Origin of the sequence: Oceanobacillus sp. M65 (assembly GCF_052246275.1) — a bacterium.
GTDB classification, from domain to species: Bacteria; Bacillota; Bacilli; order Bacillales; family Amphibacillaceae; genus Oceanobacillus_B; species Oceanobacillus_B jordanicus.
The window spans coordinates 345,041-370,506 of record NZ_JBQQCJ010000003.1 but is presented as its reverse complement, the minus strand read 5'-3'; the positions used below and the strand labels follow the sequence as shown (position 1 = coordinate 370,506).

Sequence of the window (25,466 nt, the reverse complement as noted above, 5' to 3'; positions counted from 1 at the left end):
AAACTTGGCTAGAGTGATAAAATTAGCTTGTTATTGGAAACATAAAAAGGGTGGAACAGCTTAGAAAGGGAAGGGCAACATATGAAAAAAACCTTACAAATAGCTGGAGCTTATATCGGCGTGATTGTGGGTGCCGGATTTGCTTCAGGGCAAGAAGTATTACAGTTTTTCACTGCTTTCGGTTGGTATGGACTTGCTGGAACAGTTATTTCAACAATTCTATTTGCATTTTTGGGGATGCATGTACTCCAACTAGGACAGCACATGCAAACAACCTCCCATAAGGTCGTCATTTATAAAATATGCGGCAAATACATAGGGTTTTTTGTGGATATCATCTTAACCTTTTTCTTATTTGGCGTAGCGGTTATTATGATTGCTGGAAGCGGATCGATTTTTGAGCAGCAGTTTGGCATTTCTGCTAGTTTGGGCAATTTCATACTAACATTACTAGTAATTGCCACATTATGCTTAAATGTTAAAAAGATTATTTCAGTTATCAGCTTAATAACACCTTATTTATTTTTATTGATGTTTGTAATTGTTGGCTTTTCACTATTCAATAGTGACTTAAGCATACACCAAATGAGCGCCATTGCTGATTCACAAACGGCAGCTGCGTCTAACTGGTTTGTTAGTGCAGCATTATATGTTTCCTTTAATATCGTGCTGGCTTTTTCCATGCTTATTGTGATGGGCTCCTCCGAAAAGGAAGTAGGGAGCATATCAAGAGGTGGACTTTTGGGCGGAGTAGGGCTCGGTATCTTACTATTCATCATTAATATTGGATTGTTTTTCAACATAGATCGAGTATTAACAGTAGATATGCCAACACTTTTGCTTGCAACGGAAATCTCGCCAATTGTTGGCGTGTTGATGTCCATTGCATTACTAGGAATGATTTTTAATACGGCCGTCGGCATGTTGTATACCTTTACAACTAGATTTGTTAAGCCGGACAAGCCATCATTTAAAAAGATTGTTGTTATTATTAGTCTTCTTGCATTTGCCTCAAGCTTTGTCGGGTTTACCAAACTTGTAAATACGCTTTACCCGTTCACAGGCTATCTCGGATTCGCTCTCGTAATTGCGATTATCGTTTCTTGGATAAGCTGGAAGAGAAGAGGTCTGTCTCGGTCAGAGAGTTAAAAAACACATAAGTAAAAAGATGAATCGTTAATCTAAGCGATTCATCTTTTTTGTATAAAGAATTTTTAGTCAATTTTCTATTCATCGTTCGAGCAAGATGCTAGAATGGAACTAAGTTGAGGAGGGATTTAGTTGAAAAGAATGCAATTAGGGACAAGTGAGCTAGAGGTATCAAACATTTCGCTAGGATGTATGAGATTAAGTGGACTTACGGATGATAAAGCAAAGAATGTTGTACATCATGCTATGGATCTGGGTATAAATTTCTATGACCATGCAGACATATACGGTGGGGGAGCCTCAGAAGAGATCTTTGCGAAGGCAGTTGACATGAATCCGTCTACTCGTGAAAAAATGATCTTGCAATCAAAATGCGGTATTAGAAATGGATTCTTCGATTTTTCAACATCCCATATTCTTTCGTCAGTAGATAGTATTTTACAGCGACTTCAGACAGACTATCTTGATGTATTGTTACTTCATCGTCCGGACGCATTAATGGAACCAGAAGAAGTTGCGGAGGCATTTTCATCACTGGAAAAAAGCGGGAAGGTACGGAATTTTGGTGTAAGTAATCACAATCCAATGCAAATTGAGCTCTTAAAAAAATATGTAGAGCAGGACTTAATCGTAAATCAGTTACAATTCAGCGTGATGCATACAGGCATGATTGATGCTGGTTTACAGGTGAATACGAAGCATCCTAATGGCGTTGACCGGGATGGTAGTGTACTAGACTATAGTAGGTTAAACAATATGACGATTCAAGCATGGTCGCCATTTCAATATGGGTTCTTTGAAGGAGTATTTATCGATAATGATAAATTTCCAGAACTAAACAGCGTATTGGGGAACATTGCTGAAAAATATAATGTAACGAAAACGACTATAGCAGTTGCCTGGATCCTACGACATCCAGCAAAGATTCAAACAGTGGTTGGCACAATGAATACGGAGCGACTGTCTACTATAGCAGATGCATCTGAACTTGTTCTGAGTAGGGAAGAGTGGTATGAAATTTATCGTGCAGCTGGAAATGAACTGCCATAACAGTTTCTAATATAGTTTTGCTCCCTAATTAAAAGAGGATAGGTTAGCTAATTTCCGGTTTGGAAATTAGCTAATCATCATCTGGAGAGAGTTTTGATGACGTATAGAACGTTATTTGGATGTGATGGGCACTTTGCAAGTGTAGCTTCGGCATTTTGCTCGCCAACGTAGGTGTGATGAGCGTTTTGAGGGAGGATCTTCGTTCTTTTGCACATCATAAGCGGAATGACGGACGTTTTGCGAGTGTAGCTTCACTGTTTTGTGCGTCATAAGTGTGATGACGATCATTTTGAAAGTGTAGCTTCGGCATTTTGCCCGTCATAGGCGAAATGTCGGGTATTACTTTGATGAAGTTGCCTGGTAGTATCAAGGATTCTATGTAAGCATGTTTGACTCCTATTTCTTTGAGATGGTTACTTATGTTTGCGCACAAAAGACTCTTAGTCTAGATAGTGGGTTTAGTTAGGAGGTCATTATGAAAAGACTTGTGGTATTTATTGGTATTTTGCTATTTGTTGCATTTAGTTATATGGCTCTTACTGATAAGTTTCCGTCTGGCTATCATGCAGATAATCCCACCGCCAAAGAGGTCTTAAGTAATAACCCCAATGCTGATATTTTTCAACTAGACAACCTGGTATATTCTAATGCTTCAGATAGGGAGTGGATTGAAGCCAAGGAATACACAAAAGGAGAAATGATTGGAGAAGTCAAAAAAAGGACTACAAAAACTTGGTTGTATCAAAACTTTTACGCCTCCCAACTTCCTGTGGGGACTAAAATCTATTCAGGTGATGAAGAAGGGTACCAAAAAGGTGATGCCCCAGGATTGGTATTAGTAGAATATAATAATGAGTTACTCGTGTATCAAGCTTTAATTGAAGGGTAATACTGCTTTGCTATTATAAAAATCGTAAATAGAATTAATATAGAAAATTAAATGGTTTGGGTGGTCGTTGTGAACAAGACAATACCAAAAAGAATACATATTGTCGGCTCGGTTGGAAGTGGTAAAACAACATTAGCAAGAGAAATATCTTCAAAGCTAGGTATCCCCTATTACGAGTTAGATAATGTAGTTTGGATAAGGAATAAGTCTGGAGATTTAAGAAGAACGGATCAAGAAAGAGAGGCATGCTTGAACAGTATCATTCAGTCAGAAAGCTGGATAACAGAAGGAGTACACACTGCAGATTGGGCAAGCCCTTGCTTTCATCGTGCAGATTTAATTGTTTTCTTAGATACAAAGTATTCCATCAGAGTTTATAGAATAGGAAAGAGATTCTTTAAACAAAAGCTTCGAATAGAGGAGTCGAATTACAAACCAACACGGGAAATATTTATAAAAATGTTTAAATGGAACCGGGACTTTGAGAAGAAAGGAAAAGTTAACTTTTTCAATAAGTACGGCATACTTAAAGATAAAATGGTCATTATTAATAAAGCAAAATTAGCAGAGAAGTATGTGAATAATTTGCGAAGTAAAACTATCCAATAGAATTGAAGATTTGTACGCTTATTTATAATGGTAGGAGGAGTGACCACAATGCAGATATACCCTGATTGTGATGCTATTACTAGAACAGTAGTGGTCGGCGGGTTAACGAAATCTCAACTTACGCATAGGTTGCAACAACACTCTGTTTTAATAAATAAGTTTGGGGAGACATTACTACGAGATGAAAGATTTACTACTTCAGAAACAGAGTACAGTCTAAAGACCGTTGAATTAAGCGTTAAGGATCTCGGCTTTTCTAATGGTGCAACGATGCCACAGATCTTCAGACAAGCGAGCGAACTTGGTCTGAATTTGTGTCCACTTGAACTGGGGCCATATTTAAGGCTGACATATTTTGATCAGCCAGAAAGTGATAAAGGGAGAGATTCTCAAGAAGGGCATGCGCCTTCTGGGTCTATTACAATAGCTTCAGAAATAGTTAGTGCGGATGATGAATTTCCAAAAGGATTTTATCTAAGAAATATGAAGGGAGAACTATGGTTGCGGGGATACATTGCAGATGATCTGCATGTGTGGAATCCAAAAGACCGATTTATATTTGGAGAAACCATAATTAAACGGTAAAAGATTGGCTACTTTACTAATAGCTGCTGAAATTTTTAAAATAGGCAAAGTGCTGTTCTTTTTCACAAACCCATTTAATTAGTTAATCAAATGTTGGAACTCATATTTCATACTTATTCATTAAACTTTGTAAGTTATTAGTTATATAGAGGAGAAAAATTAATGTCACAGTCACTAATTTTTGATATGGATGGAACGCTTTTTCAAACAGATAAAATTTTAGAGTTATCACTTGATGATACTTTTGCTTACTTAAGGTCAAAAAGTGAGTGGAATGCTGATACTCCTATTGATAAGTATCGGGAAATAATGGGCGTACCCTTGCCGAAAGTGTGGGAAGCCTTGTTACCAGATCATTCCCGAAAGGTAAGAGAAGAAGTGGACTCTTATTTTTTAGAAAGATTAGTAGAAAACATAAGAAATGGTAATGGTTCACTATATCCTAATGTTAAAGAAGTATTTCGTCATTTGATAGAAAATGATTGTTCCATTTACATAGCAAGTAATGGTTTGGTTGAATATTTACAAGCAATTGTGAAGCATTATAATTTAGATCATTGGGTTACGGAAACTTTCAGTATACAACAAATTGATTCGTTAAATAAATCGGATTTAGTACAAAGTATTATAAAAAAATACGATATAACTAAAGGAGCAGTCATTGGAGACCGACTATCAGATATAAATGCTGCTAAAGACAATGGCTTAGTATCAATTGGATGTAATTTTGATTTTGCACAAGAAGGGGAGCTTTCACAAGCTGATTTCGTGATAGATGATTTAATTGAACTACAAACTCTATTTCCTAATATAAGCGGGTAATAAAAATATGATAAGGGGGGTATTTTTTTATGCTGCAAAGGTGTGATAAATGCAATGCACCATTCAGTTGGAGTGAAATTTTGAAATCCCTATGGTGGAATTATAAACCTATTCATTGTAAAAAATGCGGTTCGATACATAGGATAAAAATCTCTGGTAGATTAACTTTTGTTCTATTAACTATTTTGCCAATGTTTTTTGTTGGTTATTTTCTTGCGCCTTTACATAATATTATTTTGACATTTGGAGGAGCGTTTGTTGTTTTGTTAACTGGTTCTTTCATTGCTCCTTTTCTTGTTACTTATAGAGAGTACTAATAAATTGTACTAATAAATATATACGTAGAAAAACTCGCATTCGCTCACCCTTTATGGAATGTGTACGTTTTTCTAAAACTTGATACCTCAAAATTTCACTGCGTCGACTATACTCTCTAGTTGAAATTTTTACTTTCTCAATGTGAAATAAAAGACGTCTCCTTTTAACTTTAGCGATTTTCGTCTAAAATGGATAGTATACGTATTCCATAGGAGCGATGTTGTGTATAAGAATTCAGAGAAATTTTTGGCAACGTTTAATCGAGTAGAGAAAGAGATAAAAGCATTAATGGTTTATCGTAAGGATATGAGTTTTTCACGATCAGTGCGTATCCTTAGTAATTCAAATACTATCATTAGAAGATATAGCGAGGACTTACTGGAGTATGCGGAACTGCGAAATGCTATTGTACATAACAAGGTCGATATGACCCATGCAATCGCAGAGCCACATGATTCCGTTGTTGAAAGAATAGAGTTAATAGAAAAAGCATTGTCAGAGCCTCTGAAAGTAATGCCAGCTTATTCACGCGCTGTACATACCTTCCAGGAGAATGACCCACTTGAAAAACTGCTGACTATCATTCGTGAGAAAGGCATATCGAAATTCCCCATATACAACGAAAGAGCCTTTAAGGGCCTTCTAACTCAAAAGGGGATTACACGATGGCTTGCAGAAAACCTTGAGATCAGTCATTCGACTATAAAAGAAACAAGACTTCGTGATGTGTTAACGTATCAAACGGTTGATAACTATCAGTTTATTAGCCAGGACACCACGCAAAATGATGCGTCGGAATATTTTAGAGGTAACATTGGAGAAGGAAGTCGATTGGAAGCATTACTCATTACAAAAAGTGGGGATTCCGAAGAAAAACTCCTTGGTATCATCACACCTTGGGATATCGTCCACGCACAGGAAGAGGAAAAGTAAGGAGGGGAAGCGAAATGAAATTCGTATCCATTGATTTTGAAACGGCTAATGAAAAGCGCCACAGCCCATGCGCAGTTGGGATTGTAGTAGCAAATGAAAAAGAAATCCTGGAAGAGTACTATAGCTTAATAAATCCAATTACTGCTTTTAGTCCATTCAATGTGCGAGTTCACGGTATTACCGAAAGAGACGTAGAAGATGCGCCGACTTTTCCGGAAATATGGCCTGTTTTAGATAAGTATCTATCAAACAATATCGTGCTGGCGCATAACGCTAGTTTTGATATGAGTGTAATTAGACAGACGCTCGATTACTTTAAATTAACGTATCCGGAGATGGACTACTTGTGTACGGCAAATATCTCCAGGAAGGTCTGGCCTGATCTAATGAATCATAAACTAAACACGGTTGCTGCTCATCATTCCATCACATTTGAGCACCACCATGCGTTAGAAGATGCACGAGTTGCAGCGAAGATATTCATGCAAGCATTAAGGGAATATGGAACAGATACTGTAGATTCGTTTTTGGAAAGCTGCCAAATGAGCAAAGGCAGAATTTATGAGCGTGGATATTATCCACCTAAAGCAAAACGCACTCAGCGTAGTAAACGCATTTATTTTTAGCCGAAAACTACAAAGGGGCCCTAATAATGAAGCCTTCAGAGCTAATGAAAAAACTATTGCTTTTAGGTATCATTATTAGTCCAATCTCGATTCTAATTCATATTTTTATTTATCTAAACAACGATTATCCCCTCTTTTCACAGGGAAATGTAAGTATTTTAGCTTGGATTGTTATGATGCTGATATACATTCTGGCATATATTTTAATTAGAAAATATGAGAAGCCATAACATAATATTTCAATGTAGTCTTTTCTCCCTCTACTCCCATTCAGCTAGAGGGAGTTTTTATTTGTCTAAATAAAACTCTCAACGCCCGTGAGAATATACCTAAGCTTGCTTTCTGGATTAGTTTGAATTAAACTAATAGAAAGAATTTTCAGTATTGAATACAAGAGAGTGGGGGATGGGTTTGGAAACAAAGGGGCAGGAACAGGAACAGGAACAGGTAAACCTACTATTGAAAAGGGCAAGAAGAAATACGTTAGGAGATCTGTTGGAAAGAACAAAGGAACGCAATTCCGATAAAAATGCAATCGCTTACAAAGGGGAGTGGATTACGTATTCAGAGCTTGATAATATGGTAAATCAAACTGCTAATGCCTTTGTTAATGCAGGGATGAAAAAAGGTAACCATATTGTGATCATGTCAAAAAACAGTCAGGATTTTGTGACAGCTATGTTTGCGCTGGCGAGAATTGGCGCGGTTATGATTCCTGTTAATTACATGCTTTCACGGGACGATGTTTCCTATATTTTGCATCATGCGGAAGTGACGGGGCTCATTGCTTCAGAAGAGTATGCTGCATTACTTGATCAGGCAGCTCAAGAATTGACTATTCAGTTTCGGTATCTTATGGATGTACCTACAAGTCAGGAAGGGCTTCAATCCGACTGGACAACTCTTTCTTCTGCGAGGAAGGACGAATTAACTGTGCCGGTTATGGCCGATCTTGATGACGATGATCTTGCCCATGTCCTTTATACGAGTGGAACAGAATCCCGACCTAAAGGGGTTATGTTGACACATAAGAGCATTATCAGTGAATATGTCAGTAGTATTATTGATGGGAAAATGGAAGAAAAAGATATTGCGATTCACGCATTGCCACTTTATCACAGTGCCCAGCTGCATGTTTTTCTTGGACCGAGTATTTATATTGGATCAAGCGGAATCATTCTGAGCCAAGCTGATCCAGAAAGCCTTTTGCGTACAATTGAGGAAGAGGGAGCAACACAGTTGTTTTGTCCACCTACAGTATGGATTGCGCTACTAAGACATCCAGAATTTGATAACTATGATTTATCAACATTGGAAAAATGTTACTATGGTGCTGCTATTATGCCAAAAGAAATTTTAAAAGAGCTTGCAGAAAGGCTACCTAATGCAAGGTTTTGGAACTTTTACGGGCAGACAGAGGTTGCACCTCTTGCAACCGCACTTCAACCAGAGGATCAGCTTCGAAAGCTTGGCTCAGCAGGGAAACCAACCTTAAATGTCCAGACAAAGATTGTGGGAGAGAACGGGGTGGAAGTAGCCAGAGGAGAGATCGGTGAAATTGTCCATCGCACTTCACATGCAATGAAGGGTTATTTACATGATCCGGAAAAAACAGCTGAAGCTTTTCAGGATGGATGGTTCCATAGCGGGGATCTAGGGACGATGGATGAAGAAGGATATATTACGATTATTGATCGTAAAAAGGATATGATTAATACAGGTGGAGTCAATGTCTCCAGTAGAGAAGTAGAGGAAAGCCTTTATCAAATGGAAGGTGTCTCAGAGGTTGCGGTAATCAGCATTCCTGATCCTTATTGGATAGAGGCTGTAACAGCAATTATTGTCCCGAAGAAAGGGGCTTCTCTATCAGAAGAGGAGGTTGTGGCATTTTGCCGTGAACGTTTGTCTACTTTTAAAGTGCCAAAACAGGTGGAGTTTACAGATGTTCTACCGAAAAACCCGAGTGGTAAAGTATTGAAAAGGGCGTTAAGAGATCAATATGGAAACATAAACTAACTTGTTCAATCAAGGAGCATCGTTTAAGACGGATGCTCCTTTTAATGTGCAAAAAGTTTTCTGTATACGATGGATCAACTTTAAAAAGAATAGACAAGTGTGAAAATGAAAAAGCTAGTGATAGGAGGTGTTGGGATGAGTGAGAAAAAGGACAGCTGGAGCAAACGGCGTGTAACCACAAGTGTTAATCCTCAAGGTCAGCCAGAGGACACCGTAGACCATCAGCCAAAGTCTCAATTAGAACAACGTGCTAAAAAGAAAAATTCAAAGATATAAGAGGTGTGCATTATCGATCATACATTGGATTACCTCAGAGAGTCACTAGCCAATTATCAAGAAAATGAGATGTGTCAGCAGATTATAAACAAGCTACAAGCAAAGACTTATGCAGGTGAAGGAGAGTTTGTTAAAGACCTTGAGGATGAAGAAATGACCTATCTGCATGATGTGTTAGAGAATGAACTCGATTATGCTAAAAATGTTCAATACGATCAGCGTGTCAAAGAATTGACTGAGGTCTTTGAACTGCTTTTTTAGTTGGGAAGGTCAAATTACTTGGTCGTATTGCAATTGTTTCCCGTTAATGGTGAGGGAAATTAGTATAATTTTACCATTGATAAAACAGCGTAAAAAGTATACTATATTAATACAAGCTGCAATGTACGTATTTAATTAAGTTTTAACCTCTAATGATATAATAGGGAGTTTTACATCGGAACAGTAATGTCGTGCCGCCATAGCGTAGCGGAAGACAGGATGGTTTCTGCAAACACCCACTTGGTGAAGTGGTGGTTTAAAACTTTTTATAATCAATACGGCAATTGTGGCCTGTAACTAATACAATTAACCAGGATCAGTTCCTTTTGGGACTGGTCCTTTTTGTACGTTTGGATATAGCCGAGAAACAAATTTGAAGCCTAACTATAAGAAAAACGTACCCATTCAGACGAGCGAAGGCGAGTTATTCTAACGTTTTCTAAGCGTGATAAGCATAACTTTTCCGATCCGATTATAAATAGGTATTATCTTACCCATCATTACAAGCATTATAGTAGTAATAGGAGGGGATAACGATGTCGTATTATTTTAAAGAGATTGATCATGTTCAGCTAGCAGCGCCTGTCGGATCCGAACAGCAGGCAAGGGATTTTTACGGGAAGTTATTGGGCTTTGAAGAGGTGGAGAAACCGAAAGCATTAAAGCAAAATGGAGGAGTATGGTTTCAAGCTGGTAACGTACATATCCACATTGGAGCAGAGGATGCCTTTTTACCGGCAAAAAAAGCACATCCAGCTATTCACGTTGGGGATTTGTCGGCATTAAAACAACATCTTGGAATGTATGGAATTAGCTATAAAGAGGATGAACGATTACCTGGTGCTGCGCGTTTTTTTGTGGAAGATCCATACGGTAATCGGATAGAGTTTCTGGAATGGTTGGAATAATGAAATTTAAAAGCGAAATGTTTTGAATGTTTTTTTATTTCATGATAGGGTTGAAACTGAGCTTTGACATGCTATACTAGTACCATTCTAATTTAATAGTATTCATATAATAGTGGGGATATGGCCCACGAGTTTCTACCGGTTTACCGTAAATTTACCGACTATGAGTGTAATAAATGAAAGGATTATACCTTTAACATGGTGTGGTTTTTTCGTTATCTTTCAAATGGCAAAAGCTTGAAGGGTGCGCTACTCATAGTCTGAGTGCGTCGCATCCTTCAAGCTTTTTTATTTATATATTAGGGAAAGGAAGAGGCACCGTGAAGAGTCTAGAGAGCAAGATATTGAATGAAGGTAAGGTTTTATCAGAAACGGTTTTAAAAGTGGATTCCTTTCTAAACCATCAAATTGATCCAGAGTTAATGAGACTAATTGGCGAGGAGTTTGCAGCGCGTTTTGCAGATGCTGGTGTCACAAAAATATTGACATTGGAATCGTCAGGAATTGCTCCTTCTGTTATGGCGGGTCTTACGATGAATGTTCCCGTTGTGTTTGCGAGAAAGCGAAAGTCACTTACTTTAATAAATGATTTGTATTCAGCAGAGGTACATTCTTTTACTAAAAAAGAAACAAATGAGATTTCCATTTCCAGTGAATATATTAATCAAAATGATGTCGTTTTGGTAATTGATGACTTTTTGGCAAATGGACAGGCGGTTCTTGGTTTAATGGATATTCTCAAGCAGGCAGGAGCATCACTTGCAGGTGTTGGAATTGTTATTGAAAAAGGATTTCAGGATGGCGGTAAAATGATCCGTGAAAAAGGCATCCAAGTCGAGTCATTAGCTATCATTGATTCCTTAGCAGAGGGAAACGTTACATTTCGTAAAGAGGGGGCATTAAAATGAAGACGGCAGCACTTGGAATCCAGCATGTCCTAGCAATGTATGCAGGAGCAATTTTAGTACCACTTATCGTTGGAGAATCACTAGGTTTAACCTCAGCGCAATTAACTTATCTAGTAGCAATTGATATTTTTATGTGTGGAGTAGCAACAATCCTGCAACTTCTTAACAATCGCTTTTTCGGCATTGGTTTGCCAGTAGTTCTCGGTTGTACATTTACAGCTGTTGGTCCAATGATTGCCATTGGAGGGGAATTTGGAATATCAGCTATTTACGGAGCAATCCTCGTTTCTGGACTTGTCGTTATTCTTATCAGTGGATTCTTTGGTAAATTAGTTCGTTTCTTCCCGCCAGTGGTAACAGGTTCTGTTGTAACCATTATTGGGGTAACACTTATTCCTGTAGCGATTAACAATATGGGTGGCGGAGAAGGAGCAAGTGACTTCGGTTCTCTTGCTAATATAGGATTGGCTTTTGGTACATTAACTTTTATTGTTTTGATGTATCGATTCTCTAGTGGCTTTCTACGCTCTATCTCTATTCTTGTTGGAATTGTAATTGGTACAGTGGTTGCATCATTTATGGGAAAAGTCAGCTTTGATGCTGTCACAGAGGCCTCATTCTTCCATATCGTTCAACCATTCTACTTTGGGACACCAACATTTGAATGGTCAGCTATTTTAACAATGATACTTGTAGCGATCGTTTCATTAGTGGAGTCAACTGGTGTTTATTTTGCGCTAGGCGATATTACAGAACGAAAATTAAAAGAAAAAGATTTAACGAAGGGGTATCGCGCGGAAGGCCTTGCCATAGTACTTGGAGGATTATTTAATGCATTCCCGTACACCGCATTTTCACAAAACGTAGGTCTTATTCAGATGACCGGTGTTAAATCAATCAGAGTTATCATGACGGCTGGTATTATGTTAGTAGGACTTGGACTTGTTCCAAAGATTGCTGCTTTAACTACCATTATCCCAACTGCCGTATTAGGTGGAGCCATGATTGCAATGTTCGGTATGGTCATTGCACAAGGAATTAAAATGCTAGGTAGTGTTCTAACTAGTTCACCGGAAAATTCTATGATTATTGCGTGTTCAGTTGGAATGGGGCTTGGTGTTACAGTAGTTCCTGAATTATTTGCACAACTTCCAAACAGCCTACAAATCCTAACAAGTAATGGTATTGTTGCTGGAAGTGTCACAGCTATCGTATTGAACATTATCTTTAACATGCTTCCTTCAAAAAAGACTTCTGCAAACTCTGCACAATTAGTTGAAGAAAGTGCATAAAAAAGAGGGTAGGAAGTACAGATAACGTACTTCCTACCCTTTTTTCTTTATCCCGGAGCAACCGTCCGTAAGTCTCCCACTTCAAAACATGTAGTGAAACAGTAATGACTAAAGTGGGAGGTAACGGACGCTAACAACCCGATTCGTTCAACTAACAATCAATGAGGGAAAAAAGAAACCCCACTGATTAACGTTTCACTTTATACCAAAGTTTAGTAAAATCAATCCAGCCTAAAGCGTTAAAGTGAATACCTTTTACATAGCTCGGATAAAACGCGGATTGAATGATACGGTACAAGTGAATATGCCCATTGTGATGCAAGCTATTATCTTCCACTTTCCTACATAAAGAAAGGGTATCGAGCTCGTTTTCGCCCAACATTTCCAGTATTTCCTTATCAGCCTCTGATAAATGGCGAGTTAAAAAATTATGATCTCCTATAAATGCAACTAAATAAGTATATAAATCACTTTCATAGCTTAATTGTTCACCTAAGAGCAAGTCTGTTTCTTCCTCGAGGGGCAAGGAATGTAAGTGTTCATACGTATGAAATGTAAGAGATACATTTATCCCTTCTTTTAGCAATTCCTCTTTAATCCATTCCCCGTCAGCCTCGTTCCCCGCTCCAGTATAACTTGCTAAAACGAGCGGCTCTCCTTTGTAATCACTTTTAGCAAGTGCCTGCCTACCTTTCCTCTTTGATCGGGTTAGGTCACCGTGTTCAAATTGTTCAAGTAGATGAGAAGCCTTTTTATGACGAGTACCACCTAATTCTCTAATCATCTTTTCAGGGGATAACAAATGGACGATCGCCTTTCTTAGTAATGGGTCATTAGCAAGAAGACCTTTTTTTCTATTAAAGGTAAGAAGTTTGCTTCCGCGGTCTAATGCAGTGTATTTCTCGAGATCGTGTAGCTCACGTCCTTTATATGGATAATGGTAAAAGTTCATTTCGTAGCTATTTGGTACGCTATCAATAACAGTGGCATTATCATAAAGTTTTGGGAAGAAGTAGATCTTAATTTCTTCAAGGAAAGGTCGTCTTAAAAAATAGTCGTTAAAAACATGTAACGTTAATTTCTCGTCGGTATTTTCACTTATCTTATACGGCCCTGTACCAAGAGGGAATTTTTTTCTACTAGATTTATCGTTCGGCAGGATACTCCCGCCTAATGAGGCAGCCATATGTAAAAAGAAAGGACATGGCTTCTTAAACTGAAATTCAACGATATATGGTTGGATGGCTGATACCTTATGTAAGTCTTGCACCATCCACCCGTATGCTGAGATGGGTTGTTTGTGACGCCAGAAACTATAGCATACATCATCAGATGTCATCTTCTTCCCATGATGAAAACGGACCCCTTTCTGCAGATAAAATATCCATTTCGTGCTGTCGTGATTATGTTCCCAAAAATGAGCCAGATGAGGAAGGAAATCACCCGTATCTTGGTTGAATTGAACAAGTTGACTGAATACATGGCGCATAACATGGTTTTCAGAACGACGACATACAAATGCTGGATCAAGAATTGGTAGTGGCCGATAGGAAGGAAAGTGAAGTCTTGAGTGCATATTTGATGATTGGTCTTTGTACTCACTAAGGTAGGAATGGAAGATCCAATCAATAAACTCCCGTTGTAGTGAATCCTTCACCTGATATTTATTCAATAATGTAATGGCTTGGTCAATGGAATGAGGCGTGATTGTTTCTTTTGCTCGTTCTACCACAAGTAACTCAAAATTTTTTAATAGTTTAAGGGTGGAATAATTCCCTCTACCTATCCCAGATTTCCACTTAATCCATTTCTGCTCCTGTAAGTTCTGAATAATTATTTTGGCATTTCGATGTGAACAGGATAGTAAATTAGCTATTTCATTTACCGTTATAGAAACTTCTTCTTCTGTTTCATTTAAACTGCGGTTAATCACTTCATAATGCTCCAATAATTTCAACTAAGCCAACCTCCGATAAAAGGGGAAATTTAATCAGATCAAGTATACACTTTTTTTCCTCCTTTCTAAAGTTACAATAAATGCAGGGGGTGATAGGGATCAAAATTGTTGTTGCGACATGGAATAAAGTAAAACTGGAACAAATTCAAATGGTTTTAAAGGAAGTCCCATTAGAAATCACTTCATTATCAAAAGATATGGAGGATGTGGAGGAAACAGCCATTACCTTTAAAGGAAATGCACGACTAAAAATAGAAACGGTAAAGAGATATTACCCAAACGACATTATAGTAGGAGAAGATTCTGGTCTAACAATTGATGCATTAGAAGGATTTCCCGGAGTGAAAACAGCACGTTTTTCTCACGGAAGTGATGCGGATCGCGCTCAACTACTAATGGATAGGCTAAAAGGGGTTCCATTAAGTAAGCGGACTGCTCAATTTATCAGTGTGGTAGCTTTAGCATTCCCAGATGGAAAAGTCTTGCACAGTCAAGGGACTATGGATGGTTGGATTGCAAAGGATATCCCGAGTAGATTAAAAGGGTACGGTGATATTTTTTTATTAAGTAATGACAAGGTGTTAACAGAGCAATTGGAGCATACCATCTCACCTTATGACCATAGACAGATTGCTTTGTTCCAGGCAAAGCAGCTTATTATAGACTGGTTGGAAAGGAAGACAACATGAATGCAGATAAAAAGAAAGTAATTGCAATTGCTCTAATTACAGCTGTCGCTTTATTAGGAGATGCTATGCTGTTTATTGTTTTACCTGTTTATTGGCAAGATTTTGGGTTAACTTCAATCTGGCAAATTGGCCTTTTACTATCGATTAATAGGTTTATTCGATTGCCGGTCAATCCATTAGTCGGTATGTTCTATCAGCGATTCCAACTTCGTACAGGTGTATGGATAGCATTAATCATTGCCATCATCACAACTGCTGGCTATGGGTTATTTAAAGAATTTTGGCTGCTCTTACTTATGCGTATCTTGTGGGGAGTTGCCTGGTCCTTGTTAAGGCTTGGTGGTTTCCTAACAGTCATTGAAGTAACGACGGATGAAAATAGGGGGAACTATGTAGGCTTATATAATGGGCTGTGGGGCATTGGTGGTTTAATTGGTATGCTTGCAGGTGGACTGTTAGTTGATCAGACATCTATTTTGTTTGTTACAATCTTATTTTCTATCACAGGATTACTAGCTCTGCCAGCGGTATTTTACTTTGTTCCTATTTCAAGAAAGGAGGAAAAAGATGCCGGAGACAGAAACAAGGAAAGAAAAAAGTGGCTTAATTCTTATGTTGGTCTAATTCTTCTGACAGGAACGGTTATGGGCTTTATTGTCTTTGGCCTGTTTTCTTCTACATTAAGTATCTTAATTGAAGAAACGTATGACAACAATTGGGATATTGCAGAAATAACAATTGGTGCAGCGACTTTAGCCGGTATTATTCAAGCAATACGCTGGGGTTGGGATCCATTTTTGGCTCCAAGGATTGGGAAAATAATGGATAGTATAAAAACGGCTCCTAAAATTTTATTGGTACCATTGTTTATGGGAGGCGTCATGTTTTATGTTTTCGTAAACGTACACGTAATGGCAGGACTAATAATTAGTCTATTATTTTTTCAATTTCTCTCCACTATTTTCGTTACCACAACGGATACTTTAGCAGCAAGTGCAGCTTCCCAGACGGATCAAGTTAAAGTGATGACTGCGCATACGATAGTCGTGGATGTTGGGGCAGCCATGGGGCCATTATTAGCATTTACGGTGATTGATCTATATGGTATTAAACTGATTTATTATGTATCTGGCTTATTACTAATAACTTTAGGAGTTACCTGGATGGTGTATATCAGAAGGTCTCACCGCGGAACTTTAGGCTAGGAGTATATGGCACCTCGGATAATACTTCGGCGATTCCTTTAAGTGGCTGCAATGCTTCTGTGCACGTAGGAATGCTGCTTTTCATGGGGATATTAACATACTAATCTAGAAAATTGACTATCTATAATAACTTCCATATAATTCACTAATACGCAGAGAATAATTCACGTTGGCGTTTTAGGAGATGATTGATTGAGAAATGAAGAAATAAAAGATGTACACAAAATTAACAAGCTTCCAATCGTTGCTGTCTTAATAGGTGGCGCGTTTTTGGCGATATTAAACCAGACTTTGTTGGCAACCGTTATTCCACATATAATGGAAGATTTAAATCTTACCGAAAATACGGCACAATGGGTAACGACCATCTTTATGCTAGTAAATGGGATTATGATCCCGATTACAGCTTTTTTGATTGAAACATTTACTACAAGGAAGTTATTCCTTACTGCGATGATCACCTTCGTAGTCGGAACATTAATATGTGCCATTTCACCAAACTTTGCCATATTAATGGTGGGAAGAGTAATTCAGGCTGCTGGAGCCGGTATTATGATGCCACTTATGATGACTATCTTTTTATTGATTTTCCCTATTGAAAAAAGAGGGTCAGCAATGGGAACGGTAGGGCTTGTGATTGCTTTTGCACCAGCGCTCGGTCCGGTGATCTCTGGTTGGCTCGTTGAGCATTATCCATGGAGAGCTTTATTTTATATTATTTTGCCACTTGCTATTATAGATGTCATTATTGCTTACTATGTGATGCGAAATATCACAAAGCGTACCTATCCTAAAGTTGATATTAGTTCGATCATTCTATCGACACTAGGTTTCGGTGGCTTACTTTATGGATTCAGTAGTGCGGGAGATTATGGATGGTCCAATGTTTTCGTTATCTCCGCAATAGCTATAGGAGCGATATCGTTAACCACTTTTATCTTAAGACAATTCAAGTTGGCTCAACCAATCTTGGAGTTCCGTGTTTTTCAGGATAAAATTTTCACTATAACAACGGTTATTGGTATGATAGCGTTTATTGGGTTAATCGGAGCTGAAACCATTTTGCCTATCTACATGCAAAATATGGCTGGTTTTTCCGCTTTAGATTCAGGAATGATGATCTTACCAGGAGCAGTGATCATGGGTATCATGTCACCAATTAATGGGAGGATTTTTGATAAGTATGGGGCGAGGTACTTGGTTATTATTGGCCTGACTTTATTAACAGTAACTTCTTTCCTTTATACAAGATTAACGCCAGATACAACACTAACTTATATTACCATTGTCTTTGCTTTTAGAATGTTTGGTGTCTCCATGATTATGATGCCGGCTACTACTGCTGGGCTCAATCGCTTGCCAAATCGCTTAATACCACATGGTTCTGCTATGACCAATACAATGCGCCAGGTGGCAGCTTCTATTGGTACAGCAATATTGGTTACAGTTATGACAGCATCTACTGGTGATGCTTCTTCAGCTAGCGAGATGGTGAATGGAGTTAATACTGCATTCTATGTAACGACCGTAATATCCATTATTGCACTTGTCATTGCATTTTTTATTAAAGGAACCACGCCTACTGAAGATCGTGAACGAGTGAAACAACAGCAACCAAACAAAGCATAAAGGACCCTCCCCTGTGGAGACCCTTTATGCTTTTTCTATTGAATAGTATTATTGTGCTTTTTTAATGATCGGATGCTTTTTACGGTTTCCAATTACGGTAACGAGGCTATGAAGTATCATGCCGATAATGACTAGGAAGATCCCGACAAAAGACATTATACTTGGCAATGCTGCATGAAGTAGTAGCATTTCACCAAATAGCGCAAACACCACTTCACCTGATTGCGTTGCCTCCACCCCAGCCAGTTTCTCATTATCATTTCGAACAAGCTCAGTGGCATAGAAGAATAACGCTGTAGCAATAACCCCAGAAAAGATAGCGACAATAAATGTTTGGGTTATTTGTGTCACTTCTGGAAGTCCGTGTGATAGGAAACCATAAATAGATACAAGAATCCAAAAAGGCATGGACATGATGGTCATACCTAGAATTCGCTGAATAGTGTTAAGTTCTCCATTTACATGCTGCATCATTTTACGGTTTCCCAAGGGATATGCAATCGCTGATATCAGAAGAGGGAGAACACATAGAAGAACACTTGTTAGTGGGACAACGCTTGCATGTTCTAATTGCATGAGCAAAACACCGCTCAGTATAATGAAGGAAATAAGCACAGATTGAACTGGTATCCTTTGTTTTGTATTCTTATTAAGTATCGGTACAAGGAAAGAGCCGGCAACAATCGTTAGTTGGAATGTAGCTGCTACAAGCCAGCCTGGTCCATAAATGGTCGCAAAGGTTAGTGGAGCATAAAACAATCCAAAACCTACAAAACTCCATAAAAGCCAGGGACCCGGTTTTTTAATGATATGCTGTATGACGGGTTTTACATTACGTTGGTAACCTACGATAATAAGTAAGAGTGGTAGCATGAACATAAATCGTAATGAAGCGCTCCATGCCCAGCTTCCGCCATCAAGCTCCATCGATCGGTTTAAAATAAACGTTACAGAAAAGAATAATGCAGATAGAATACCAATAATAATTGCTTTCATACTCATCACCTCTTCATTATCATAACAAATAGGTGCAAAAATAACATAATATTATGAAAGTAAAATGGAAATAGATAAAGCAGGATTATGGAAAAATATGACGAATTAATAATATAGGTACAGGCATAATTTTGAGGTGGATAGTAAAATGGTAGAAAAAATAAACGTGAAACATGCATTGATTCATGAAGACAGTGTTTTGGGCCTTGTTAAGGGCCAGGTTTCAGAACAAGTCAAGGATGTTCGCTTTTTATCGAGAGGACTAAATGATACATATAAAATAACGGGAAAAGAATCCTGCTATGCGTATCGAATTTATCGCCACGGCTGGAGAAATGAAGCTGCAATTAAATTTGAGTTGGATGCCATTTTATACTTGAAGAATAAGGGGTATGAGGCAGTAGGGCCTGTGCAGGAAACAGGTGGTCTTTGTGTAAAGAAAATAGTAGCCCCCGAAGGAGACCGCTACGGTGTGTTATTTTCTCCCGGAGCAACCGTCCGTAAAACTCCCACTTCAAAACATGAAGTGTAACCGTGATGTTTAAGTGGGAGTAAACGGACGCTAACACCCCGATTCGTTCAACTAACAATCAGTGGGGGAAGAGCGAAAACCCCCACTGATTGAAGTTTTACTTTATTTTGCGGAGGGAGAAAGACCTGCTATTAATCCGGAAAATACATATTTTATTGGAAAATCTCTAGGTAGACTTCATCGATTGTCTAATGGATTCACTAGTGAACATAAACGTGGTTATTCAATTGATTTAACACACTTACTAGATGAGCCAGCTAGCTTTATTCGACCGATTCTAAAGCAGTATTTAGGAGAGACGGCAGTCGAAGTGTTGAATGAGGCAGTAATGTATGTAAAAGAAAAATTGGAAACAGCCAATTTAGAAACAGGTTTCTGTCATGGTGATTTCCATAACCATAATATGCATTTAAATAAAGGAAAACTTCAAGTCTTTGATTTTGATAGTTGTGCGATTGGCTACCGTGCATATGATGTGGCGGTAGCCTGGTGGAATCTCCTTCATAATTACAAGCAAGAGGAAAAGGAATGCTGGAATACCTTTTTGCAAGGCTATGAGCAAGAGTATTCGCTAGGTGAAGAGAATATGAAGGCTTTGCCATTGTTCATTACAACAAGAAGGATTTGGTTACTTGGTACAATGCTGCAAAACAGAGATGTCTGGGGCACCAACTGGATTGACGAGACTGCTTTAGAACTATTTATCTTGCAGTTAAAGACGGATAGAATGGGCATGTCGAAGGACTGGGAATCATAAAATAGATGGCATCGGAAACAAAGCTTTTAAAGGTTAAAGGAGTGAATGTGAATGGAGACACTTCCCAGTAGCTTTTTGATTATCTATGGTATTTTTATTATGACTGCACTTATAACCGCTATTATTAGTAATGCAAGGGACAGGCTTATCCCATTTGCTTATATGACCATTATTTTATCAATCGGCGCACCGTTATTTTCTTTCTTGTATACGGTTGGTCGAGCAGCGAATCGTAATGAGTTGGAGCATCTTTTTCATCAAATTGGTCAAGGTCGTTTTACTGCTATTATCCTCCTCTTATGCTATGTTTATTTATTTTTTTGGCTCGGTTTATTTGTATGGCATTATTTTGGAAAAGCGATCAAAAAATATAGCTTACTACTTTGGCATAAGCTGAAAGAATCGCCGTTATGGTCGAAACTAAGTAAGCAGCGTGGTGAATAAGGGAGACAAAGCGTTTAAATTTAATAGGGAAAAGAAAGCTGAGTGTAAGGGGGAAGATAATGCGGAGACTGGTGTTCATACCAATATTCCTTTCTTTGTTTATTGTTGCTGGGTGTATTGATGATAATGAAAATCTAAAAGACTATTACTTATCATTAGTGGGGGAAGGCCAGCACTGGAGAGTTAAGGGATATGAAATAGAAATATCAGAAGACTCGTTTATCGTAGGAAACGGATTTCTTGATATGAAAGACGTAGATAGCTTTATGACGAATTCGTTTGATATCGAGGTTCGAGCGGTTATTGGAGATGTAGACCAAGTTATTCAAAAGATAGATCGGACCGGTAAAATCATAAATATTGCCGTTGAAAACACTGGTAAAATAACAGGAGATAGTTATGTAGACCAGGAGGGAAACCCAATAACACTAGAGGATATCAAAAAGGTCTACCTTGTGCTGAAATGGCATGATTTAGAAAAGAAGAAAGATTTGCGTGAACGGATTGATCTTTATCATGCAGATGAAAACAATATTTCCTAGTTAAATAGATTAATACCGAGTCATCCCTGTATAAAAAGTTGTTAACCACCATTAAAATTAGGTTTATAGTCGAAGGTTATAATGGACTATTATAATTTCTAACTTTTTGCAGAAGGGGTTTACCTGTTTTATGAAATGGAAGACAATACTTACTTTTATCGTACTTTATGAAATGCTATTGTTTGGTGTGCCTTTCTTAGACATGTACTTAAGCACAATTACAGCATATCTTGTGGGGGGACTTGTTACAATTGGAGTCATTTACTTCCTAGAAAAAATGTCCTTCTTTAATAAAAGAGCTCCCCTAATAGTAGGCATTATTATTCTTGTAGCGGTCGTAGTTGTAGGTTTATTTGTATAGTTACATAAAAATTTCAGGGTGCAACCGTCCGTAAGACTCCCACTTCAAAACATGAAGTTTTAAGTGGGAGTAAACAGACGTTAACACCCCGATTCGATCAACTAACAATCAGTGGGGAAGAAGGAAAAACCCCACTGATTGTTAGTTTCATCTTATATTAATAACGATCTTTCCCCTTGCATGATGGGTTTCACTGAGTTTATGGGCTTCTTTTACCCCTTCTTCTGTAAGAGGGAAGGTTTGACCTACCTTGGAAACGACTTCTCCTGATTCAAGCAGTTGGGCAATTTCTTCAAGTTGTTCTCCATTCTCTCTTAACCATATAGATTCCGCTTTAATATTTTTTTCTTTCGCAAGTTTTTCATTTGGTTGTTGCACAATTGATACGAGTTTTCCACCTTCTTTAAGAACCTGAAAGCTTTTTTCCTGTACTTCTCCACCAATTGTGTCCACAACAATATCAAAATCCTCTAGTACTTCGGTGAAATCGGTGTCTTTGTAATTAATAAATTGATCTGCACCAAGCTCTTTTACAAAGGATTCATTTTTACCACTAGCTGTAGTAGCTACATATGCCCCAAAATGTTTGGCAAATTGAATGGCATAGCTACCGACTCCGCCTGATCCTGCATGTATAAGCACTTTATCTCCCTTTTTTATTCCACCAAAGTCTACCAAACACTGCCATGCAGTTAATCCAGCCAAAGGAACAGCAGCAGCCTCTTCGAACGGAATATTGTCTGGGATTTTGGCAAGAAGGTCTTCTTCCACAGCAGTAAATTCAGCGTACGTTCCATTTCTTGTTGTTGCTGGTCGAGCAAATACTCGATCACCTTCTTTAAAATTGCTCACGTTTTTGCCTGTTTTTGCTACAACTCCAGCTGCATCCCATCCGAGTATAATAGGGAATTCAAAGGGAAGCCCCTCTTTTAATGCCCCTTCTCTTAATTTCCAATCGATGGGGTTAATGGAAGTGGCATGTAATTCCATTAAGACTTGATTATCTTCTAGTGCGGGGATAGGAAGGGTCTCTTCCTTTAGTTTATCCGCTGATCCGTATTCATTAATAACAATTGCTTTCATCTAGCACCCTTCTTTCTTTATAATAGTGTTACAATCAATATTTCCCGAAAAACAATCATTTTAGGCATGGAGGTTGGACATATGCAGGAAAAATTATCATCATTCACGCCGGTTTTGCCTGAGAAACCGAGAGTACTTATCCTTGGTTCAATGCCTGGCGGGAAGTCTCTTGAGAAACAAGAATATTATGGGAATCCAAGAAATCACTTCTGGAACATTCTTTTCGTTTTATTCCATCAAACTCCATTACAAGATTATGAAGCAAAATTGGACTTTGTAAAAGAAAAAGGTATTGCCCTTTGGGACACGATAGGGAAATGTTATCGAAGAGGAAGTTTAGATGCAAATATTATGGACGAGGAACCAAACAATATTATTGAACTAACAGAGCAATTTCCCTCTATTAAACTTATTGCCTGTAATGGTGGAAAAGCATATGACACGTTTAAGCGTAATTTCCCGATGGAACAATTAACTGGCGTTGATGTCATAAAGCTTCCCTCAACCAGTCCTATTCCAGGTCGATATACAAAGACCTTTGAAGGAAAAGTAGAGGAATGGAGAAGAATTGTAGAGTATCTTTAAGGAAAGCTTGTTTACACTTTGAGGTAATGAGGGAATAGAGATGTTAAATATGTGTTACAGCTTTATTTTCAAGTAGCAGCCGGAGGCTTGTTATGATAGGATTTAATTAAGCATAGCGGAAGAGTTTGTCACATTCGTCCAAAAAAAATCAGATGAATAATTTTTAAGAAGAGGCAATACTATTTAAATGGCGATTTTATTTGATCTCATTTAGTTGAACCCTCAGAAAGCGATCCGCAAGCGGCAACTTGCGGATCGGACAGCTATCCTCTGGGGGGTGAGGCGACTTCTTAAACGAAAAAGTAATGTTCCCGTCCGTCGGCAGGGTAGCTTACTTTTTTTCTCGGCTGTTAACGATTAACAATACGAGTGTGGCAAACAAAAACATCAACTCAAGAGTTGTGTCAATTGGAATCAATTTGTTCAACCCCTTTCACCAGATTTTTGTCGCCAAGTAAAAGAAGTACTTCTACAGCTTTGACCGAAGCTCACCCTGCATAGACTGTCCCCTATAGTATACAACAAATAAACCGAAAATAGCCTGAAATTTACAGAAAATGGTACAATATTCACAGGATTCTTTATATTGGGTAAAATTACCCTTTATAATGTAGTTGGGATTTAGCGATTTAGCGGCTGTTCCTAGTCCTTTTTTCGCGGGACTCTATTGGGTTTTGTGGATGTGAAAAAGATAAATTTTTTTGTTACATATTTTCTGCCCCCACATAGTCAATTAATGATGAAATGGGAGCGCATTGAAGAGGTGTTTTTAGAAAATAACTTATATTTAAAAAATACACTTGCTTTTGTGGGAGTTTCTGCTTATAATAACTTTAATCTTAATTTAACTAATTAAAACGTTGACGGGGAAAAGTAAGATTTAGTTATTTTTCACAGAGAGCTTCAGTCGCTGAAAAGAAGCATAAATACGAATCTGAACAATGGCCTCACGAGTTTCGTGCTGAACGTATGTCTTATGCTAGTAGGTTCCGACGAGATTTGGTACTCGTTATCAATACCACAGTATATACAGGGGGATGTTACCTGTCGTACTTGATGAGACTGTCTGTGTGAGCAGACGGTGAAGTAAGGTGGTACCACGTTAAACCAACCACGTCCTTATCGTTTATTCGGTAATGGCGTGGTTTTTTTATATTAGTAAACATAAATGGAGGGTGTACACAATGAGTAAATTAGTATTACAAACAGACTTTGGAATTAGTGATGGGGCAGTAAGTGCGATGTATGGAGTAGCCATTTCGGTTAACCCGGCTTTAAGAATATTTGACCTTACCCATGACATCCCGGAATACAACATATGGGAGGCTTCTTACAGATTATACCAAACGGTTACCTACTGGCCTGAAGAGACAGTCTTCGTATCAGTGGTTGACCCGGGTGTAGGGACAGATCGCTTAAGCATTGTTGTGAAGACAGCAGATAATCAATATATCGTAACGCCTGATAATGGGACACTGACACATATTAAGCATCATATTGGCATTAAGGAAGCTAGAATTATTGATGAGAAGATAAATCGTTTGCCACGATCAGGAGAGTCTTATACCTTCCATGGCCGGGATGTCTATGCATACACGGGGGCAAGGCTTGCTTCGAATATTATTACCTACGAGCAGGTGGGACCAATTATAAATGTGGAGGACATTGTGGAGTTACCAAAACCAGATGCACGAATAGAAAAGGAAGTAATTATCGGAAATATCGATATACTTGATATCCGTTTCGGAAATCTGTGGACCAATATTAATCGGGGATTATTTAAAGAGGCAACCATTCAATATGGCGATTCCTTAGAAGTTACGATCACCAACAATCAACAACAAGTATATAAAAACATTATGACATTTGGCCGTTCTTTTGCTGACAGTAGACTTGGTGAGCCACTAATCTATGTGAATTCATTGGATAAGTTGGGAGTGGCACTTAACCAAGGCTCCTTTGCTAAGGCATATCACATTAAAACAGGGGCCGATTGGAAAATAAGTATTCGCAAAACTTCGAGTATCCATTATAATTAAAAAAT

29 protein-coding genes, 1 other RNA gene, 1 riboswitch and 1 other annotated feature are annotated in these 25,466 nt (G+C 38.2%); of the genes, 27 read left to right on the top strand and 3 right to left on the bottom strand.

From position 1 onward, the window contains the following. Positions 1–81: 81 nt before the first annotated feature. From ACTWPF_RS14005 to ACTWPF_RS13925, 17 genes are all read left to right on the top strand, one after another. Entirely contained in the window at positions 82–1,149 is a 1,068-nt protein-coding gene (locus ACTWPF_RS14005) for a YkvI family membrane protein (protein ID WP_379554150.1), read from the top strand. Positions 1,150–1,281: 132 nt separating this feature from the next. Continuing rightward, positions 1,282–2,199 carry an aldo/keto reductase gene (locus ACTWPF_RS14000; RefSeq protein WP_443149493.1) on the top strand — a complete coding sequence of 306 codons (918 nt, stop codon included), beginning with the start codon at positions 1,282–1,284 and terminating at the stop codon, positions 2,197–2,199. 475 nt (positions 2,200–2,674) lie between these two features. Beyond that, positions 2,675–3,088, top strand: coding sequence for a hypothetical protein (locus ACTWPF_RS13995; RefSeq protein WP_443149492.1), 414 nt, complete (start codon positions 2,675–2,677; stop codon positions 3,086–3,088). Positions 3,089–3,157: 69 nt separating this feature from the next. Further along, the gene (locus ACTWPF_RS13990; protein WP_443149491.1) at positions 3,158–3,697 is read left to right on the top strand and encodes an AAA family ATPase; all 540 of its coding nucleotides are present in this window, start codon (positions 3,158–3,160) and stop codon (positions 3,695–3,697) included. A gap of 48 nt (positions 3,698–3,745) precedes the next feature. Then, positions 3,746–4,282 carry a helicase gene (locus ACTWPF_RS13985; protein WP_443149490.1) on the top strand — a complete coding sequence of 179 codons (537 nt, stop codon included), beginning with the start codon at positions 3,746–3,748 and terminating at the stop codon, positions 4,280–4,282. 162 nt (positions 4,283–4,444) lie between these two features. Then, positions 4,445–5,104: an HAD family hydrolase gene (locus ACTWPF_RS13980; protein WP_443149489.1), complete on the top strand. Its 660-nt coding sequence runs from the start codon at positions 4,445–4,447 to the stop codon at positions 5,102–5,104. A 29-nt stretch (positions 5,105–5,133) separates the two neighbouring features. Then, complete coding sequence (locus tag ACTWPF_RS13975) at positions 5,134–5,421, top strand: TIGR04104 family putative zinc finger protein (RefSeq protein ID WP_443149488.1); 288 nt, start codon at positions 5,134–5,136, stop codon at positions 5,419–5,421. Between the two features lie 223 nt (positions 5,422–5,644). Continuing rightward, positions 5,645–6,355: a CBS domain-containing protein gene (locus ACTWPF_RS13970; protein ID WP_443149487.1), complete on the top strand. Its 711-nt coding sequence runs from the start codon at positions 5,645–5,647 to the stop codon at positions 6,353–6,355. A 14-nt stretch (positions 6,356–6,369) separates the two neighbouring features. Continuing rightward, positions 6,370–6,981, top strand: a complete 612-nt coding sequence (locus tag ACTWPF_RS13965; protein ID WP_443149486.1) for a 3'-5' exonuclease — start codon at positions 6,370–6,372, stop codon at positions 6,979–6,981. Between the two features lie 26 nt (positions 6,982–7,007). Beyond that, positions 7,008–7,211: a hypothetical protein gene (locus ACTWPF_RS13960; protein ID WP_443149485.1), complete on the top strand. Its 204-nt coding sequence runs from the start codon at positions 7,008–7,010 to the stop codon at positions 7,209–7,211. Between the two features lie 181 nt (positions 7,212–7,392). Continuing rightward, entirely contained in the window at positions 7,393–8,997 is a 1,605-nt protein-coding gene (locus ACTWPF_RS13955; protein WP_443149484.1) for a fatty acyl-CoA synthetase, read from the top strand. A 135-nt stretch (positions 8,998–9,132) separates the two neighbouring features. Beyond that, on the top strand, positions 9,133–9,273 hold the full coding sequence (gene sspL, locus ACTWPF_RS13950) for a small, acid-soluble spore protein L (protein ID WP_443149483.1): 141 nt from the start codon (positions 9,133–9,135) through the stop codon (positions 9,271–9,273). A 3-nt stretch (positions 9,274–9,276) separates the two neighbouring features. Beyond that, entirely contained in the window at positions 9,277–9,534 is a 258-nt protein-coding gene (locus ACTWPF_RS13945; protein ID WP_420818726.1) for a sporulation protein, read from the top strand. 110 nt (positions 9,535–9,644) lie between these two features. Then, positions 9,645–9,831: non-coding RNA, 6S RNA (gene ssrS / locus ACTWPF_RS13940), on the top strand. Between the two features lie 239 nt (positions 9,832–10,070). Further along, a complete protein-coding gene (locus tag ACTWPF_RS13935) occupies positions 10,071–10,442 on the top strand; it encodes a VOC family protein (protein WP_443149482.1) in 372 nt (123 codons plus the stop codon). 82 nt (positions 10,443–10,524) lie between these two features. Further along, positions 10,525–10,626: riboswitch (purine riboswitch) on the top strand. A gap of 136 nt (positions 10,627–10,762) precedes the next feature. Further along, the gene (locus ACTWPF_RS13930; RefSeq protein WP_106896172.1) at positions 10,763–11,350 is read left to right on the top strand and encodes a xanthine phosphoribosyltransferase; all 588 of its coding nucleotides are present in this window, start codon (positions 10,763–10,765) and stop codon (positions 11,348–11,350) included. Continuing rightward, positions 11,347–12,642: a nucleobase:cation symporter-2 family protein gene (locus tag ACTWPF_RS13925; protein WP_443149481.1), complete on the top strand. Its 1,296-nt coding sequence runs from the start codon at positions 11,347–11,349 to the stop codon at positions 12,640–12,642. The genes ACTWPF_RS13930 and ACTWPF_RS13925 overlap by 4 nt, the downstream gene beginning before the upstream one ends. A gap of 187 nt (positions 12,643–12,829) precedes the next feature. Here the strand turns inward: ACTWPF_RS13925 and ACTWPF_RS13920 are convergent, their stop codons facing one another. Continuing rightward, complete coding sequence (locus ACTWPF_RS13920) at positions 12,830–14,599, bottom strand: ABC transporter substrate-binding protein (RefSeq protein WP_443149480.1); 1,770 nt, start codon at positions 14,597–14,599, stop codon at positions 12,830–12,832. Positions 14,600–14,679: 80 nt separating this feature from the next. Here ACTWPF_RS13920 and ACTWPF_RS13915 point away from each other — a divergent pair, with 80 nt between their 5' ends. The 3 genes from ACTWPF_RS13915 to ACTWPF_RS13905 all read left to right on the top strand — a co-directional run bounded on the left by ACTWPF_RS13915 (position 14,680) and on the right by ACTWPF_RS13905 (position 18,122). Further along, complete coding sequence (locus ACTWPF_RS13915) at positions 14,680–15,288, top strand: non-canonical purine NTP pyrophosphatase (RefSeq protein ID WP_106896175.1); 609 nt, start codon at positions 14,680–14,682, stop codon at positions 15,286–15,288. Beyond that, positions 15,285–16,493, top strand: a complete 1,209-nt coding sequence (locus ACTWPF_RS13910) for an MFS transporter (RefSeq protein WP_443149479.1) — start codon at positions 15,285–15,287, stop codon at positions 16,491–16,493. Before ACTWPF_RS13915 ends, ACTWPF_RS13910 begins: the two co-directional genes overlap by 4 nt. Positions 16,494–16,685: 192 nt before the next feature. Continuing rightward, positions 16,686–18,122, top strand: coding sequence for an MDR family MFS transporter (locus ACTWPF_RS13905; RefSeq protein ID WP_443149478.1), 1,437 nt, complete (start codon positions 16,686–16,688; stop codon positions 18,120–18,122). 48 nt (positions 18,123–18,170) lie between these two features. On the opposite strand, the gene ACTWPF_RS13900 is transcribed toward ACTWPF_RS13905, so the two are convergent. Beyond that, the gene (locus ACTWPF_RS13900; RefSeq protein ID WP_443149477.1) at positions 18,171–19,118 is read right to left on the bottom strand and encodes a DMT family transporter; all 948 of its coding nucleotides are present in this window, start codon (positions 19,116–19,118) and stop codon (positions 18,171–18,173) included. A gap of 148 nt (positions 19,119–19,266) precedes the next feature. On the opposite strand from ACTWPF_RS13900, the gene ACTWPF_RS13895 reads away from it, so the two are divergent. From ACTWPF_RS13895 to ACTWPF_RS13875, 5 genes are all read left to right on the top strand, one after another. Continuing rightward, on the top strand, positions 19,267–19,650 hold the full coding sequence (locus ACTWPF_RS13895; RefSeq protein WP_443149476.1) for a hypothetical protein: 384 nt from the start codon (positions 19,267–19,269) through the stop codon (positions 19,648–19,650). Positions 19,651–19,711: 61 nt separating this feature from the next. Next, positions 19,712–20,407 (top strand): phosphotransferase enzyme family protein, encoded by a 696-nt coding sequence (locus ACTWPF_RS13890; RefSeq protein ID WP_443149475.1) that lies wholly within the window; start codon positions 19,712–19,714, stop codon positions 20,405–20,407. Between the two features lie 51 nt (positions 20,408–20,458). Continuing rightward, positions 20,459–20,851: a hypothetical protein gene (locus ACTWPF_RS13885; protein WP_443149474.1), complete on the top strand. Its 393-nt coding sequence runs from the start codon at positions 20,459–20,461 to the stop codon at positions 20,849–20,851. 59 nt (positions 20,852–20,910) lie between these two features. Further along, the gene (locus ACTWPF_RS13880; protein WP_443149473.1) at positions 20,911–21,393 is read left to right on the top strand and encodes a hypothetical protein; all 483 of its coding nucleotides are present in this window, start codon (positions 20,911–20,913) and stop codon (positions 21,391–21,393) included. Positions 21,394–21,523: 130 nt separating this feature from the next. Then, positions 21,524–21,754 carry a hypothetical protein gene (locus ACTWPF_RS13875; protein WP_119578165.1) on the top strand — a complete coding sequence of 77 codons (231 nt, stop codon included), beginning with the start codon at positions 21,524–21,526 and terminating at the stop codon, positions 21,752–21,754. 147 nt (positions 21,755–21,901) lie between these two features. Here the strand turns inward: ACTWPF_RS13875 and ACTWPF_RS13870 are convergent, their stop codons facing one another. After that, positions 21,902–22,837, bottom strand: coding sequence for an NADP-dependent oxidoreductase (locus ACTWPF_RS13870; RefSeq protein ID WP_443149472.1), 936 nt, complete (start codon positions 22,835–22,837; stop codon positions 21,902–21,904). Between the two features lie 81 nt (positions 22,838–22,918). Here ACTWPF_RS13870 and ACTWPF_RS13865 point away from each other — a divergent pair, with 81 nt between their 5' ends. After that, positions 22,919–23,422, top strand: coding sequence for a DNA-deoxyinosine glycosylase (locus tag ACTWPF_RS13865; RefSeq protein WP_443149471.1), 504 nt, complete (start codon positions 22,919–22,921; stop codon positions 23,420–23,422). An 851-nt stretch (positions 23,423–24,273) separates the two neighbouring features. Further along, positions 24,274–24,546: a binding site (T-box leader), on the top strand. A 60-nt stretch (positions 24,547–24,606) separates the two neighbouring features. Continuing rightward, positions 24,607–25,461 (top strand): SAM hydrolase/SAM-dependent halogenase family protein, encoded by an 855-nt coding sequence (locus ACTWPF_RS13860; protein ID WP_238018697.1) that lies wholly within the window; start codon positions 24,607–24,609, stop codon positions 25,459–25,461. The last annotated feature ends 5 nt before the right edge of the window (positions 25,462–25,466 follow it).